The sequence below is a fragment of the Arthrobacter sorbitolis genome (assembly GCF_054510995.1).
The window spans coordinates 123,354-138,903 of the sequence record NZ_JBTNDM010000007.1 but is presented as its reverse complement, the minus strand read 5'-3'; the positions used below and the strand labels follow the sequence as shown (position 1 = coordinate 138,903).

Annotated in this window: 10 protein-coding genes; 6 read left to right on the top strand and 4 right to left on the bottom strand. The window is 71.4% G+C overall.

The window, feature by feature from the left end; genetic code table 11:
* Nucleotides 1-179: 179 nt before the first annotated feature.
* Nucleotides 180-1,481 carry an ABC transporter substrate-binding protein gene (locus tag ACX80K_RS13340; protein WP_459272372.1) on the bottom strand — a complete coding sequence of 434 codons (1,302 nt, stop codon included), beginning with the start codon at nucleotides 1,479-1,481 and terminating at the stop codon, nucleotides 180-182.
* Nucleotides 1,482-1,659: 178 nt separating this feature from the next.
* Here ACX80K_RS13340 and ACX80K_RS13335 point away from each other — a divergent pair, with 178 nt between their 5' ends.
* From ACX80K_RS13335 to ACX80K_RS13310, 6 genes are all read left to right on the top strand, one after another.
* Nucleotides 1,660-3,747, top strand: a complete 2,088-nt coding sequence (locus ACX80K_RS13335; protein ID WP_459272371.1) for a beta-galactosidase — start codon at nucleotides 1,660-1,662, stop codon at nucleotides 3,745-3,747.
* Between the two features lie 44 nt (nucleotides 3,748-3,791).
* Nucleotides 3,792-5,420 (top strand): glycoside hydrolase family 53 protein, encoded by a 1,629-nt coding sequence (locus ACX80K_RS13330; RefSeq protein WP_459272369.1) that lies wholly within the window; start codon nucleotides 3,792-3,794, stop codon nucleotides 5,418-5,420.
* Nucleotides 5,421-5,706: 286 nt separating this feature from the next.
* Nucleotides 5,707-6,936 carry an MFS transporter gene (locus tag ACX80K_RS13325; RefSeq protein WP_459272368.1) on the top strand — a complete coding sequence of 410 codons (1,230 nt, stop codon included), beginning with the start codon at nucleotides 5,707-5,709 and terminating at the stop codon, nucleotides 6,934-6,936.
* Between the two features lie 329 nt (nucleotides 6,937-7,265).
* Entirely contained in the window at nucleotides 7,266-8,891 is a 1,626-nt protein-coding gene (locus ACX80K_RS13320) for a BCCT family transporter (RefSeq protein WP_459272367.1), read from the top strand.
* A 53-nt stretch (nucleotides 8,892-8,944) separates the two neighbouring features.
* On the top strand, nucleotides 8,945-9,988 hold the full coding sequence (locus tag ACX80K_RS13315; RefSeq protein WP_459272366.1) for a zinc-dependent alcohol dehydrogenase family protein: 1,044 nt from the start codon (nucleotides 8,945-8,947) through the stop codon (nucleotides 9,986-9,988).
* Between the two features lie 94 nt (nucleotides 9,989-10,082).
* On the top strand, nucleotides 10,083-11,114 hold the full coding sequence (locus ACX80K_RS13310) for an acyl-CoA thioesterase (protein ID WP_459272365.1): 1,032 nt from the start codon (nucleotides 10,083-10,085) through the stop codon (nucleotides 11,112-11,114).
* 6 nt (nucleotides 11,115-11,120) lie between these two features.
* Here ACX80K_RS13310 and ACX80K_RS13305 read toward each other — a convergent pair whose 3' ends face one another.
* The 3 genes from ACX80K_RS13305 to pelF all read right to left on the bottom strand — a co-directional run bounded on the left by ACX80K_RS13305 (nucleotide 11,121) and on the right by pelF (nucleotide 15,542).
* On the bottom strand, nucleotides 11,121-12,575 hold the full coding sequence (locus ACX80K_RS13305) for a hypothetical protein (protein ID WP_459272364.1): 1,455 nt from the start codon (nucleotides 12,573-12,575) through the stop codon (nucleotides 11,121-11,123).
* 196 nt (nucleotides 12,576-12,771) lie between these two features.
* Nucleotides 12,772-13,851, bottom strand: a complete 1,080-nt coding sequence (locus tag ACX80K_RS13300) for a putative glycoside hydrolase (RefSeq protein WP_459272363.1) — start codon at nucleotides 13,849-13,851, stop codon at nucleotides 12,772-12,774.
* Nucleotides 13,848-15,542: a GT4 family glycosyltransferase PelF gene (pelF, locus tag ACX80K_RS13295; RefSeq protein ID WP_459272362.1), complete on the bottom strand. Its 1,695-nt coding sequence runs from the start codon at nucleotides 15,540-15,542 to the stop codon at nucleotides 13,848-13,850. Before pelF ends, ACX80K_RS13300 begins: the two co-directional genes overlap by 4 nt.
* Nucleotides 15,543-15,550: the final 8 nt, after the last annotated feature.

Sequence of the window (15,550 nt, the reverse complement as noted above, 5' to 3'; positions counted from 1 at the left end):
CGACTACGACTTCTAGTCGCCCTGGGGGGGGGGGGGGGGGGGGGGGTAGGAGCGCCCCCTCTCCCCCCCCCCCCCCCCCCCCCCCCCCCCCCCCCCCCCCCCCCCCCCCCCCCCCCCCCCCCCCCCCCCCCCCCCCCCCCCCCCCCACCGCTGGTACTGGTGCTCCTGCTGGACTGCTCCTACTTGACGTTGAAGCCGTTGTCCTCGAGATCGGTGACCGTGATCTCCTGCATGGCCTTCAGGGCGTCGACGAAGGCGGACTCCGTCTTCGCGTCGGCTGCCTTGGCGAACTCGTCGTTGTAGGCGCTGAAGGCGACGTTGACGTTGGGCCCGTAGGTGAACGGGTTGACCGTCTGGGCCACGTCGGCGGCGACGTCGTAGAAGTCGGGCTGGTTGCTGAAGAACTCCGGAGCGGTCGAGAGCGCCGCCTCGGCCTCCTCGGTCGCGGCGGGGTAGACGTTGGAGACGTCGGCGAGGGCCTGGACTGCTGCGGGATCGGTGTTCAGCCACGTGGCGAACTCGGTGGCGGCCGCGGCGTGCTCGCTCTGCGAGGTGACAGCGGTGGACGACCCGCCCCAGTTACCCGTGGCCTCCTCGCCCTCCCACTGCGGCATGGGTGCTGCTTTCCACAGTCCTGCGGTGTCGGCGGCGTTGCCGGAGAGGACCCCGGGAGCCCAGATCGCACTGAGCCAGCCGACCTGGCTGCCGTCGTTGAGGCCGGCGTTCCACTCGGGCGTGTACATCGGCTTGTTGTCGATGGCACCCTCCTCGACGAGGCCTCCCCAGTACGAGGCGACCTTCTCGGTGGCCTCGCTGTCGATGTCGACACCCCAGGAGTCGCCGTCGATGCTCCACCAGGACGTGCCCGCCTGCTGGGCCATGCCCGCGAACCAGCCGGCGTCGTTCGCCGAGAACGTCCCGAGGTAGCGCTTCGGGTCGGAGGCGTGGACGGCGCGGGCGACGTCGGCGTACTCCTCCCACGTGGTGGGCACCTCGAGGCCGAGTTCCGTGAAGACGTCCTCGCGGTAGTAGAACATCATGGGGCCGGAGTCCTGCGGCACCGCGTAGAGCGCGTCGCCGCCGAGGGTCACCGAGTCCCAGACGCCCTCGGGGAACTTCTCCTCGAGGTTCCCGGCGCCTTCGGAGATGTCCGCGAGGGCGTCCGAGGCCACGAGGGTGGGGATCTTTTGGTACTCGGCCTGGATCAGGTCCGGGGCACCGCTGCCGGCGTTGATCGCGGTGAGGAGCTTGGTGATGGCGGGATCGCCGCCGTCCTGCTTGCTGACGGTGACCTTGATGTCCGGGTTCTCCTCGTTCCACAGCTCCACCACCTTCTCGATGTTCGGCGCCCAGGCCCAGAAGCTGAGCTCCACGGGTCCCTCGGCGGCGGGTTCGTCCGCAGCGGGGCTCGAGCACCCCGCGGTCAGCAGAGCGGTGGCAGCGACGGTAGCCATGGCACCGACGCGAAGAATTGAACGCATTTCGTCCTCCTTGTCGAAAGCAATCCAGTACGCCCCTCGAACGAGTACGGCGCCAGACTGTGAGCGGTTCCAGTAGCGCACGGTCGCCAGGATGCTGTCAAGAGCGGGTGATTTAGCTATCGCTGCGCCCATCGTCCGTGCTACAACTGGGAGCGCACACAGTCGAAGGGGATATTCCATGTCGCTTGACCAGTCCGAGGTCACCACCCGGGGCGCCTCTCCGGGCACCGTCGTTCCAGCTCCCGGCACCGCTCCCGCCACCCGGTCCTGGCCCGGCGGCACCCAGCAGCTCCGCTACGGCGGGGACTACAACCCGGAGCAGTGGCCGCGCCACGTGTGGCTCGAGGACATCGCCCTCATGCAGCAGGCGGGCATCAACCTGGTCAGCATCGGCATCTTCTCCTGGGCCCTGCTGGAGCCGCGCGACGGCGAGTTCGACTTCACCTTCCTCGACGACGTCCTGGACCTGCTCGCCTCCGCGGGCATCGACGTCGACCTCGGCACCCCGACGGCCGCGCCGCCCGCTTGGTTCTGGGCGAAGTACCCGCAGGCCCGGCCCGTGACACGCGAGGGCGTGACGCTCGGCCATGGATCCCGCGGCATGGCGTCCCCGAGCTCGCCCGACTACCGCCGCCACGCAGCGCGTATCACCGGCGAACTCGCCCGCCGCTACGCCGGCCACCCGGCGCTGCGCATGTGGCACGTCCACAACGAGTACGGCGCACCGGTCAGCGAGTGCTACTCGGAGCAGTCGGTGCTGGCCTTCCGCGCGTGGCTCGGACAGCGCTACGACTCCCTCGAGGCGCTCAACGACGCCTGGGGCACCACCTTCTGGGGGCAGCGCTACGGCGCCTGGGACGAGGTCGACGCCCCCCGCCTGAGCGCCACCGTGGTCAATCCGGCCCAGCGCCTCGACTTCAAGCGGTTCACCTCCGACGCGCTGCTCGAGTGCTACGTCCTCGAGCGCGACGTCATCCGGCAGCACACCCCGGACCTGCCCGTCACCACCAACTTCATGGCCACCAGCTGTCCCTCGCTCGACTACTGGTCCTGGGCGCGCGAGGTCGACGTCGTCGCCAACGACCACTACCTGACCGCCGAGCGCACGGACAACCACGTGCTCCTCGCGCTCGATGCGGACTTCACGCGCTCCCTCGCCGGGGGCAGGCCGTGGATGCTCATGGAGCACTCGACGTCGGCCGTGAACTGGCAGCCCCGCAACATCGCCAAACGGCCCGGCGAGATGCTCCGCAACAGCCTCGCCCATGTGGCCCGCGGCGCGGACGCCGTCATGTTCTTCCAGTTCAGGGCGTCCCGGTTCGGCGCCGAGAAGTTCCACTCGGCGATGGTCCCGCACCAGGGGACGGAGTCGCGGATCTTCCGCGAGGTGACCGAACTCGGGCGCACGCTCGGACGGGCCTCCGCTGTCCGCGGCTCCACCGTCCCCGCCCGGGTGGCGATCCTGTGGGACACCGCGTCATTCTGGGCGCAGGACCTGGAGTGGCGGCCCTCCGTGGACCTGGACCACCGCGAGCGCATCGAGGCCTACTACACGGCCCTGTGGCAACGGAACGTCACGGTCGACTTCGCCCACCCCGAGCAGGACCTCGGCCGGTACGACCTCGTCCTCGCGCCCGCCCTCTACGCGGTCTCGCCACCGGCGCGCCTGAACCTGGAGTCCTACGTGGCCGAGGGCGGCAACCTCGTCGTGTCCTTCTTCTCCGGCATCGTCGACGACCACGACGCCGTCCCCGCGGGAGGTCACCCCGGGCAGCTGCGGGACGTCCTGGGCCTGACGGTCGCCGAGTGGCTCCCCCTGCTCGAGCACGAGACCGTGACCCTCGACGACGGCTCCACCGCCGACGTCTGGGCGGAGGACCTGGAACTCCACGGGGCGCAGCCGCACACCGCCTACAGCTCCGGTCCGGCCGCGGGCAAGCCCGCCGTGACCGTCAACGCCTACGGCAGGGGCACCGCCTGGTACATCTCCACGCGTCCCGCCGCCGCGGCCCTCGACGCCCTGCTGGGTGAGGCCCTCGCCGCCGCCGGCATCCCGGACGGGCCCCCCGGGCCGGGCGTGGAGATCGTCAGCCGCACCGCGGACGGCGCCACCTTCACCTTCGTGCTCAACCACACCGACGCGGAAGCACCGCTTCCCGTCGGCGGCACGGACCTCGTCAGCGGTGCATCCGTCACGGCGGGCGATCCGCTCGCGGCCGGCGGATCCGCCGTCGTCGAGCACCGGAAGCAGACCGCAGGACAGTAGCAGCACCGCAAGCCCCACCCGGGGAACCACGTCGAGGAGGACGCATGAAGGACACCCGAGCACGCACGCGCACGGCCCCCCGGGCGAGGACGGTGGTCGCGGCCTCGGTGCTCGCGACCCTCGCCCTGTCGGCGGGGGTCCCGGCGGCGGGAGCCACCCAGGCACCCGGATCCGGCCTGGCCGATCCCGGGTTCGACGCCGGCCTGACCGGCTGGAAGACCACGGGCGCCCCGCGCTCGACCGCCGTCGAGACGGACGCCGAGGGTGCGCACCTCATCCAGCGCCTCACCGCGGACGGGACCGTCTCCGCGCGCCAGAAGACGGGGCGGCTGGCGGAGGGCTGGTGGACGGTGTCCGCCCGGGTGAAGTCGGAGGGCTCCCTGGCGGCGTCGCGCATCGGCCTGCGGAACTGCGGGACCGACGGCGAGACCGTCATCCCGTCCACCGCGCAGGACGGGGCGTGGCTGACCATCGCCGCGGACGCCTACGTGACGAAGGGTTCCTGCGAGGTCGTCATCGAGACGCGCGGCACCGCCGGGGACTGGGTGGTCGTCGACGACGTCACCCTCACGCCCGGCGAGGTGTCCCGCGCGGTCCGCGGTGCCGATCTCTCCAACCTGGCCAAGAACGAGGACCGGGGCGCCGTGTACCTCGACGCCGCGGGGCGCCCCGTCGACGCCGTCCGGGCCTTCGCCGACGCGGGTGCGACGATGGTGCGGCTCAAGGTGTGGGTCGATCCGGCCGACGGGTACAACACCACCGACGAGGTCGTGGCGACGGCGAAGCGCGCGAAGGCCGCCGGCATGCAGGTGCTCGTCGACTTCCACTACAGCGACCGCTGGACCGATCCCGGAGCCCAGGGCATGCCGGCCGCCTGGGTGGGCCTCGCCCCGCAGGCGGTGGCCGACGAGGTCTACCGGCACACCTCCGAGGTGCTCACCGCCCTGAAGGACGCCGGGGCGACGGCGGACGCCGTGCAGGTCGGCAACGAGATCAACCCGGGCATGCTCTGGCCCCTCGGCCAGACCTGGGACGTGGTCCCGGGCGACGGGGTCGACGGCGCGCGATGGGACGACCTGGCACTGTTCCTGTCCGCCGGGTCCCGCGCCGTCAAGGACGTGGACGCGTCCACCGACGTGATCCTGCACCTGACCAACATCAACAACGGCGTCGGCGGGCTGACCTGGTGGTTCGACGAGGTGACGGCGCGCGGCGTGCAGTTCGACACCATCGGGCTGTCCTACTACGGCTACTGGCACGGGTCGATGGCCGACCTGCAGAATGCGGTCACCACGCTGTCGGCGCGGTACGACCGCGACGTGCTCGTGGTCGAGAACTCCTACCCCTTCACCCTGGCCGATGATCCCGTGGACCCGTGGGAGAACGTCATCGCGCTCGGGACACAGCTGGTGCCGGGCTACCCGGCGACCCCCGAGGGCCAGGCAGCCAACTTCCGGGCCGTGCAGGACGTCGTCGCCTCCGCCCCGGGCGGCCGCGGCATCGGTGTCGTCAGCTGGGAACCGGCGTGGACCGCCGTCGAGGGCAACGGCTGGGATCCGGCGGACCCTGCGAGCGGCAACGCGTGGGAGAACCAGGCGATGTTCGACTTCGACGGACGGGCGCTTCCCGCCCTCGCCGGGTTCGCACCGGATCCGGAGCCACGCCGCAGGTAGTGCCGCCGGGACGGACGGCGTTCCTCGCCGCAGACCCGGGGAGACGGCGTTCCTCGCCGCAGACCCGGGGCGGAGTGCCGGACCCGTGGGGGATACCCCGCGGGTCTGGGCGCCCGGCGCGGCGGCACGAGGGGGAGGCAGGACGGGGAGGCAGGAATGCGCCACGGCTCCCCCGCGTTACCCACCGATGGAGTCGCGCCACCGGGCGCCGGCTCCGCCACGCCTTCCGGTTCTCAACGGCGCAACCGGGGCGACGACCGCCGGCACTCCCGATGATTGGTACCCCTTGTCTGTCTCCTCCCCGCCGAAGACCCCGGCGAAAGCCGCCCCGTTCCCCTATGTAGGGCTGCTGTCCCTCGCGGGGGCGATCTTCGTCTCCGTGACCAGCGAATTCCTGCCCACGGGCCTCCTGCCCGCCATGGCCCGCGACCTGGACGTCGGGATCTCCACCGCCGGGTACCTCGTGACCATCTTCGCGGGCACCGTCGTCGTGGCCACCACACCGCTGGCCGCCGTGACCCAGCGCTTCTCGCGCAAGTCGCTGATCGTCGTCGTCCTCCTGGTGATCGCGCTGGCGAACGTCCTCGCGGCCATCGCCCCGACGTACGGCATCCTCGTCGCGGCGCGCATCCTCGGCGGACTCGCGCACGGCCTGTTCTGGGCCGTCGTCGCCGCCTACTCGGCGCACCTCGTCCCGGCCCACCAGCTCGGCAAGGCCGTGGCCATCACGGCCGGCGGCGGGACGGCGGCCTTCGTGCTCGGCGTCCCGGTGGGCACGGCGATCGGCAACGCCCTCGGCTGGCGCGCCGCGTTCACCATCATCGGCGTGGTCGTCGCCGTCCTCGCCCTCGTGATCGTGAAGTTCCTGCCGCCCGTGAACCACCACGTGGAACGGAAGGCCGGCGAGGCGCACGTCCCGCTGCGCCGCGACCCCAGCTTCCGTGGCGTCCTCCTCCTGTGCACCGTCATCCTGATCCTGCTGACGGGCCAGAACACGTTCTACACGTACATCGCCCCCTGGCTGACCGACGTCTCGTCCTTCGAGCCGGGCTCCGTGGCCCTGGTCCTGTTCCTCTACGGCGGCGCGGGCATCATCGGGCTCGTCGGGGCGGGTTACGCCGCCGACCGGTTCCCCCGGAAGGCCTTCGCCGGCGTCGTGCTCCTGGTCATGGCCGCCGTCCTCACGCTGGCCCTCTTCACCGCCAACACGGTGGTGGTCCTGATCGCCGTGATCGTATGGGGCGCTGCCTTCGGCGGCATCCCGGCCATGCTGCAGACGAGGATGCTGCGCACCGCGTCCTTCCGCACCCGCGACCTCTCGGCGGCCCTGCAGACGACGGCGTTCAACGTGGGCATCGGCGGCGGGGCCCTCCTCGGCGGGCTCCTGCTCGACGGGATCGGCCTCGACGTCCTGCCCTTCGTGATGATCCTGCTCGTGGCCGCGGGCCTCGGGCTGAGCCTCTCCACGGACACCGTGAAGGACCGACGGGAACGCCACCGGCTCCACGCCGCCTGACCCGCTTCGGGGCATCGTCGCACGTCTGCGGGCCCTCAGGATGGGTCCTTGGTCACAGTCGGCGGTCCCGGCGGGGCTCCGCCACGGGGGCCGGCCGGGGCTCCGACCGCGGCCTCCCGACGGCGCCTACCGCCGCCCCGCCGGTGCCGGGCGGGGACGCCGGGATCGCCGCAGGCACTGGGAAGCAGGGCTTCCCCGACCCGGAGGGCCGGCGCCGCCCGGGAGGCTCCATCGTCCGGTCCGAACCATCAGCGGGAGGCCCCCGCAAGCAGCTTCTCGCCCCCGATCCGCCCGGACCCGGCGCTCGTGGCCCGCGTACCGTAAGCCGTATGTCTAATTCCACCGAGCCCATTCAAGGATCACCGCCCAGCGAGGACACACCCTTCGAGGTCCCTCCCGGAGAGGCTCCCGTCAAGGCTGCGCTGGACAAGCCCGTCCTCTTCGTGTCGCTCTCGATCGTCATCCTGCTGATGCTCACGGCGGTCGTCTTCCCCGCCGGCTTCTCGGAGTTCACCACCTCCGTCCTCAACGGCCTCGTGGCGAACTTCGGGTGGGCGTTCGTCCTCACGGCCACCGGATTCGTCGTGTTCGCGCTGTTCCTGGCCTTCAGCAAGTACGGCCGGATTCCCCTCGGGCAGGACGGCGAGAAGCCCGAGTACTCGCGGGCGTCCTGGATCGCGATGATGTTCAGCGCCGGCATGGGCATCGGGCTCATGTTCTACGGCGTCACCGAGCCCATCTCCCATTACCTCGCACCGCCCGTCGAGGGCATCGAACCCGGCAGCTCGGAGGCCGCCCGGCAGGCGATGAACTACACGCTCTTCCACTGGGCCATCCACCCGTGGGCCATCTACGCCGTCGTCGGCCTGGCCCTCGCCTACTCGGCCTTCCGGAAGGGCCGCGGCGCCGGCTTCAGCGGCGCGTTCACAGCCCTCTTCCGTGGCCGCCCCGCACCCAAGGCACTCCGGGCGATCGACGTGTTCGCGATCTTCGCGACCCTCTTCGGATCGGCCACCTCCCTCGGCCTCGGCGTCCTGCAGATCAACGGCGGGCTCTCGAAGGTCTTCGGCGTGGGCACCAGCCTGCCCCTGCAGATCACCCTGATCGCGGTGCTGACGGTCTGCTTCGTCCTCTCCGCCGTCAGCGGCGTGAGCCGCGGCATCAAGTGGCTGTCCAACGGCAACATGATCCTCGCCCTGGCCCTGCTGTTCTTCCTGTTCGTCGTCGGGCCCACGGTGTTCATCCTCGAGCTGATCCCGGCCTCGGCGGGCAACTACCTCATCAACCTGCCCCAGATGTCGTCCCGCACGGGCGCGTTCGGCGGCCACGAGTGGCTTGCCGCGTGGACCATCTTCTACTGGGCATGGTGGGTCTCCTGGACGCCCTTCGTCGGCTCCTTCCTCGCGAAGATCTCGCGCGGGCGCACCATCCGCGAATTCGTCATCGGCGTCGTCGCCGTACCCAGCGTCATCAGCGTCATCTGGTTCGGCGTGTGGGGCGGCTCGGCGCTGAACCTGCAGGACAACGGCGTCGACATCGCCGCCGCCAACGCGGAAAGCCAGGAGTCCGCGATGTTCGCGCTACTCGCCCAGTACCCGCTGGCCTCCGTGACCTCGATCCTCGTGGTCATCCTGGTGGCCGTCTTCTTCATCTCGGGTGCTGACGCCTCCTCGATCGTGCTCGGGTCGCTGTCCTCCTTCGGTGCGGCAGTCCCCCGCAAGTGGCTGACCATCCTGTGGGGGACGCTGACCGGTGGCGTGGCCGCCGTCCTGCTCTCCGTCGGGAGCCTCGAAGCCCTGCAGACGCTCACCATCATCGCCGCGGCACCGTTCCTGCTCGTGATGATCGGGCTGTGCGTGGCGCTCATGATGGACCTCTCGAAGGACCCGATCATCACCGGGGCCCGCCGCACCGGGTCGCGGACGGCGCGGAAGGTCGCACCGACCCGGGGCTGACGGGCCCCGCGGGCGATGCACCGGGCGGGGAACGCGCGGGGCAGAATGGTGCGATGCGCGCTGTCTGCTTCGACGGGTTCTCCGCCCGCCCCGTCCTCCGGGACGTCCCCGCCCCGCTCCCCTCATCCGGCGGCGTCGTCGTCCGCGTCGAGGCCACCGGCCTCTGCCGCAGCGACGTGCACGGCTGGCTGGGACATGACGACGGCATCACCCTCCCGCACGTACCCGGCCACGAACTGGTGGGCACCATCGCGGCGGTCGGCGACGACGTCCGGCTCTTCTCCGTCGGCGACCGCGTGACGACGCCCTTCGTGTGCGCGTGCGGGCGCTGCCCCGAATGCGTGTCCGGGAACGGCCAGGTGTGCCGCAACCAGACGCAGCCCGGCTTCACGCACTGGGGCTCGTTCGCCGAGTCCGTGGCGCTCCACGACGCCGACACGAACCTCATCGCCGTCCCGGCCTCCCTCGATGCCGGCGCCGCCGCGCTCCTCGGGTGCCGCTTCGCGACGTCGTACCGCGGACTCGTCCACCAGGCTCGCCTCGCGGGCGGGGAGTTCCTCCTGGTCGTCGGGTGCGGCGGGGTGGGGCTGAGTGCCGTCATGATCGGCGTGGCGCTCGGTGCCCACGTGGTGGCGGTGGACATCGACGACGCCGCCTTGCAGCGCGCCGCCCGGTTCGGCGCAGCCCGCACGATCGACTCGTCCGGTCTGTCCCGGGCCGGGGTTCTCGCCGCCCTGGCGGAGACCTCACCGTCCGGGTTCGACGTCTCGGTGGACGCCCTCGGTCGGGAGGAGACCGCCGCCGTGGGCATCCTCTCGCTGCGGCCCCGCGGCCGGCACGTGCAGATCGGGCTCTTCCCCTCGGACCCGGTGATCCCGATGGGCGCCGTGATCGGCAGGGAACTCTCCGTCCTGGGCAGCCATGGCATGCCCGCGCTGGACTACCCGGGGCTGCTCGACCTCGTCGCGGCGGACCGGCTGCGCCCGCAGGACCTCATCGAGCGCAGGATCACCCTCGACGACGTCCCGGACGCCCTCGTCGCGATGGCCGGGGACCGCTCCGCGGGCGGCGTGACGGTCATCGACGTCGGGGGCTGACCCACACGTCCAGATCGAGGACGACCCGGTAGCGCACGACGGGCTCCAAGCGCGGGCGCTTCCGGATGCCCGGCGAACGTGGTGATACTGGGTCATGCGCCCCTCGAACTCCGTCACCCTGCGGTTCCTCGCCTCCCCCACCGATCTCGGCCACAGCGGGTCCGTGGACGCCGGCACCGTGCTCGAGTGGGTGGACAAGGCCGCCTACGCCGCCGCCGTCGGGTGGGCGAAGACGTACTGCGTGACCGCATACGTGGGGAACATCCACTTCGCTGACCCGGTGACCGTGGGCGACCTCGTGGAGGTCGAGGCCACGATCGTGCACACCGGCACCTCGTCCATGCACATCCGCACCGTCGTCTCGTCCGGCTCGGTGTCGGGGGACGACGCCGACAGACGCTCCGAGTGCCTCGTGATCTTCGTGGCGGTCGGCCCCGACGGCAGGCCCGTCCGCGTCCCTCCCTTCGAGCCGCGGACCGACGCCGAGCGCCTCGACAGCGAGCACGCGGTGGCGCGCATCGACGTCCGCAAGGAGATCGTCGAGGAGATGCGCCGCCAGGTGTACACGGACGCCGGCACCGCGGAGCGGACGGTCCTGCGGTTCCTCGCCGCACCCACCGACGTGAACTGGGGCGGGAAGGTGCACGGCGGCACGGTGATGGACTGGATCGACGAGGCCGCCTACGTCTGCTCCACGCGCTACTGCGGGCGGGACACGGTCGCCGTGTTCTCAGGTGGCGTCCGGTTCCTCAAGGCGCTGCACATCGGGGACGTCGTCGAGGTGGAGGCACGCCTGGTGTACACGGGACTGAAGGGCATGCACGTCGCGGTGCACGTGCGGTCGGGCAGCCCGCGATCCCGGGAGATGGACCTCACCACCACGTGCCTCACGGTCATGGTGGCGCGTGACGACGAGGGTTCGGCGGTCCCGGTGCCGCCGTGGGTGCCCAGGTCGGAGGAGGACCGCCGCCTGCACGAGCATGCCCGGAACCTGGCCCTCATCCGCAGCCGGGCGCCGGGGAGCGTCCTGCCCATCCACCTCCGGCCGCCGGCCGACCCGGTGGCAGATCGGGTGGCCGGCCCGGCGACCGACCAGGCGACCGATCAGGTGGGCGACCGCGCGTGAACGCGGTCAGCCGGCGGTCGCGGACCGCGCCGGTACGCTGAGCGTCCTGCCGTAGGCGGTGACCGAGCGGGTGAGGGTCGTGGTGTTGACCGCGACGACGCTCCCGTTGGAGAGCTTGACCACGCTGACCCCGCTGAACTTCAGCGGGCCGGCCGTCACGTAGGCCCCGCCCGTCACCGCCCTCGTCAGTGCCGCGACCTGCGCGTCGGCGGCGTCCACCGAGGCGGTGGTGACGGTCTCGAAGTTGGCGTCGTCGTCCCAGGCGTTGTCCTGGCAGGTGGGCTCGGCCTGCGAGAGCGTCGCGGTCATCTGCCGGGCCGCGGCCGTCCGGGCCTGCAGCAGGTGACCGAGCGTCATCCGGTGGTCGAGCGTGCGCCGCGCCTTGCCGGCCGCCACGACCGCCGCCCTCGCCCCGAAGCTGTCGCGCAGGCACGGGGCCGAGGAGCCGATGTCGCCGCCCTGGCGGTACGCGGTCGTCGGGAGCTCGCGCAGCGGCACCGAGTAGTCGTGTTCCACCACCGGCATCCCGGCGGCCGTGATGATCCGGTACGCCGCCGTGGCCTGCTCGAGGTCCGCGACGGGCAGCGGGCGGCCCGTGCCGCCGGCCACGGTGTGCTCGCGGACCGCGAAGTCCACGCTGCCCGTGGCGGCGAGCTGCCGGGCGAGGTCCACCTGGTTGCTCCACGCCGGGTAGACGCCGAGGTTGACGGCCACGGGGACGTTGCGCCCCAGGGTGCGGGTGAGCGTCGCGTCGAAGCGCTGGACGGCGGAGATCAGGGCCCTGCCGTAGGCGTCGTCGCTCGCCCAGGGACCCCACTGCCCGACGTCGACCATGTCCTGGCCGTGCGAGGGCGACATGGACGCGTCGTCGAGGAAGATGCCGTCGAACCGGGCGGGAGCCGCGTTCGTGGTGCCCCGCTGCGCGTCCGTGGTGAGGAGGGTCCGCGCCGTCGCGGCGCAGGCATCGGCGTAGGCCGGGGAGAGGTCCGCCACGGTGAGGTAGGAGTATCCCGGATAGGAGGCGAAGCCGTCCTCGTTCCGCGCCACCTTCGGGTTCGGCGTGGTCACGGCGAACCGCTTCCCCGCCGCCGTCGCCGTGTCGGCACAGGAGTTCTGGAAGACCCCGTTCCAGGGCTCGGCGTCCCGCATGGCACCGATGTTCAGGTAGGCGAGGAACGTGGTCCCGGGATTGGCGGCCTTCATGTCGGAGAGCGTGCAGTCCCCCGGCGCGTCCGTGGTGGCCATCATGGGATCGACGATCGCCACCGAGACCTTGCCCGTGAGGGCCGCTCCCGGGCAGAGCAGCTGGCCCTGCCGGTAGCCCTGGAGGTAGGCGGGCAGCTGCTGGCCCGTACCCGCGGGCACACTGCCCGCGTTCGCGGGGGCGACGAGCGAGCCGACGGCGAAGGCGACGGCGAGCACGGTGGAAGCGACCATCGTGCCGGCGGCGTTCAGTTTCATACCCACATGATGGGTGCGCCCCGGACGCGCGCGACAGGGCAGGAGCCCGCCCGTCGGCAATCCTGAGCAGAACCTGCGCAAAGGCCGTCACCCGGGGTGGCCGCCGATCACCCGGGCCACGTGGCCGCCGGGACGGGCGGCGCCCGGCGCCCGCTCGGGCGGTTGCGGGTCACCCGGTCAGCCGTGCGCCGGCCGGTCAGGCGGCGGGACGGCGGAACAGGACTCCGCGGTGCGGCGGCAGGACCACCGACGACGGCGCGGGCCGCCCCTCGGCATCCACGAGGCCCGCGGGGATCCGCACCCGGCGGCGCCGCCGGCCGTCCTGGTTGAGGTTCACCGCGGCGAATCCGCCGTCGAACTCCCGCCACCAGGTGTGCTTCCCGCCCTGCGGTGCGGTCCGCGGGGCGCCGAGCTGCCAGTCGAGTTCGGGGGCGTACTGGAGGCGGCTGTAGTCGTCGTGGGCCGTGGCGCTGTAGGCTCCCCGCCCCTCCCCGAAGATCCAGAACGCCGAGAGCCCGTAGGTGAAGTTGGGGTGCCGGTCGTCGCCGTCGGTGGGGACGCGGAGGATGGCGAGCCCGGGTCCGGCGGCCTGCGACAGCTGTGCCTCGGCCGTGGCCGGGTCGAACAGGTCCACGGGGCTGTACCCGAGCCAGACCTCCTCGAAGCCCCCGCCGAAGGCCGCATGCGCCTCCCACCGGCCCGGTTCGCGGCGCGATTCCGCGATGTTCGGCACGAGGATCTTGCCGACGGCGTTGAGCGCCGTCCCCGCAGCGGCCACGAGGTCGCCGAGGGCCGTCCGCAGCGCGGCCATGTCCGCCAGGCCCTCGATCGGCAGCCGCAGGCCGTAGTAGTCGTCGAACACGTCGTTGTCGGCCATGACGCCGTCGAAGGGCGAGTCCTCCAGTTCCCCGACGACGTTGTCCACCCAGCGGCGCTGGTAGCCGGGGTCCCACACCCGCATCTGCCAGTGCCCGGGGTAGCGCTCCCACTCGAGGCGGGTGCCGTCGAGGCGCCGGGCGAACCAGCCGCCGTCCGCTTCCTCCGCCTCCCGGGAGGAGATCCCGGAGCTGAAGACGGGCCCGGGCTCGTAGCTCCGCGTGGAGGACAGGCACTTGTAGCAGAGCACCGTCATGTCCGGCCGGAGGCGCTTGAGCTCCTTCGCCGCGTCCACCTCCCACGGCTGGAGGATCGCCACCCGGTAGTGCTCGGCGGCGAACTCCAGCTGGCCCGGCAGCAGGGGGTCGCCGTACCGGATCCAGGCGCCGACCCCCGTCATGAGCCCGACCGTGCGAGGTCGCCGAGCCCGGTCGTCGTGAGCTTGCCGAGGTCCGTGATGTCACCGACGGTCCGGTAGATCTCGTTGTACGAGGACATGATCTCGTGCATCTGGAAGAACTCCTGGACCCGGGTGCGGGCGTTCTCCGCATAGGTGCCGTAGAGCTCCGGGCTGCCGATCACCGCGCGGATGTTGTCGGCCATCTGCTCCACGTCGCCCGCCACCACCAGCTCGCCGCACGGGCCCACCGTCCGGCCGTCCCGGGTGTGGAGCTCGTCGCCGATCAGCTGGCGCATACCGCCGACGTCGGTGCCGACGGTGGGGATGCCGGCGGCCATCGCCTCGAGCACCACGATGGGCTGGCCCTCGTTGTAGCTCGGGAGCACGAGCAGGTCGAACTGGTCGAGCATGTCGCGGACGTTGACGGTCCCGTGGACGGTGACGTGGTCGTGGAGTCCGAGGCTCTCGATCTTCGCGAGGCACGCCTCGTAGTACTCGGGCACGTGCTCGGTGGGGCCGAGGACGTCGAGGTGGAGGTTCGGGAAACCGTGCCGACGCAGGATGTCCATGCTCGACAGGAGGTCGAGCAGTCCCTTGATGGGGACCACCCGGGCGATGTAGACGAGTTTCCAGGTGTGGTCGTCGCGGCGCTGCTCCAGGAGTTCCTGTGCGGCACGCCGCGCCCGGTACTTGTCGTCGAACTCCTCGATGACCATGGCATTGGGCACGACGACGGCCTTGTCGATGTCGGTGCCCAGACGCGCGGCCTCCGTGATCGCCGTCGGGTACAGGTACGTGATGAGGGTGGCGCTCGGGTAGCAGAAGTGGCCCATCTCGGTCCACCACGCCATCCACGCCCGCTGCTCCGGCGTGACGTCGAACGTCCGGTAGTCCTCCGAGGTGATGGACAGCGCCATGTTGCGGTCCAGCAGGGTGTTGACGGTGTCGCGCACGTACAGGTTGTGCTCGGTCAGCAGGAAGGACGTGTCGTGGTCCCGGGCCGCCGCGGCGCCGAGGAGCGAGGCGTAGCCGGTGGTGTGGGCGTGGTAGACGCGCGCCTTCGGCATGGTCTCCCCGAGGATGGCGAAGGCGAGCGAGAGGAAGTTCCGCAGCGTCCAGAAGGAGTCCGCCAGGGACAGGTCGAGCTGCGGCATCCGCACGGAGAGCGCCTCCATGAACTCCTTCGAACCCAGCAGCGCCCAGAGCGGGTAGGTGCGGGTGCGCTCGTTGAAGCCCTCGTCGATGAGCTGCCACAGCGGTTCCACCTCGCGCCGCTCGGACAGGGCGTACAGCGCGTCGAACAGGCGGTCCGCGAGCGCCGCCCTCTCCGCCGGGCCCATGCCGAGGTCCCGGGAGGAGACGGCCATGAAGTCGTGCCGGTGCTCCTGCATGCTCAGGTAGACGGGGCGCACCCAGACCACGTTCTCCGGCATGCCGTACAGGTCGTCCTGGGGTGACGAGGAGTCCCAGGTGATGTGGATGATGCCGTAGGTGAGGTCGGGGTTGTGCGTCACGATGTCGTGCACCACCGCCGAGACGCCGCCCTTGAGGTACGGGTAGGTCGATTCCATGACGATGGCGACGTCGACGTCCGCGTAGGAGGCCTGCGCTGCCGCCTGGGCCGGATGGAGCGCGGCCGGGGACTGCTCGAGTGCGGCTCGGCGGGCTTTCGGGGTCTTGAACACGTACATGGTTCTTC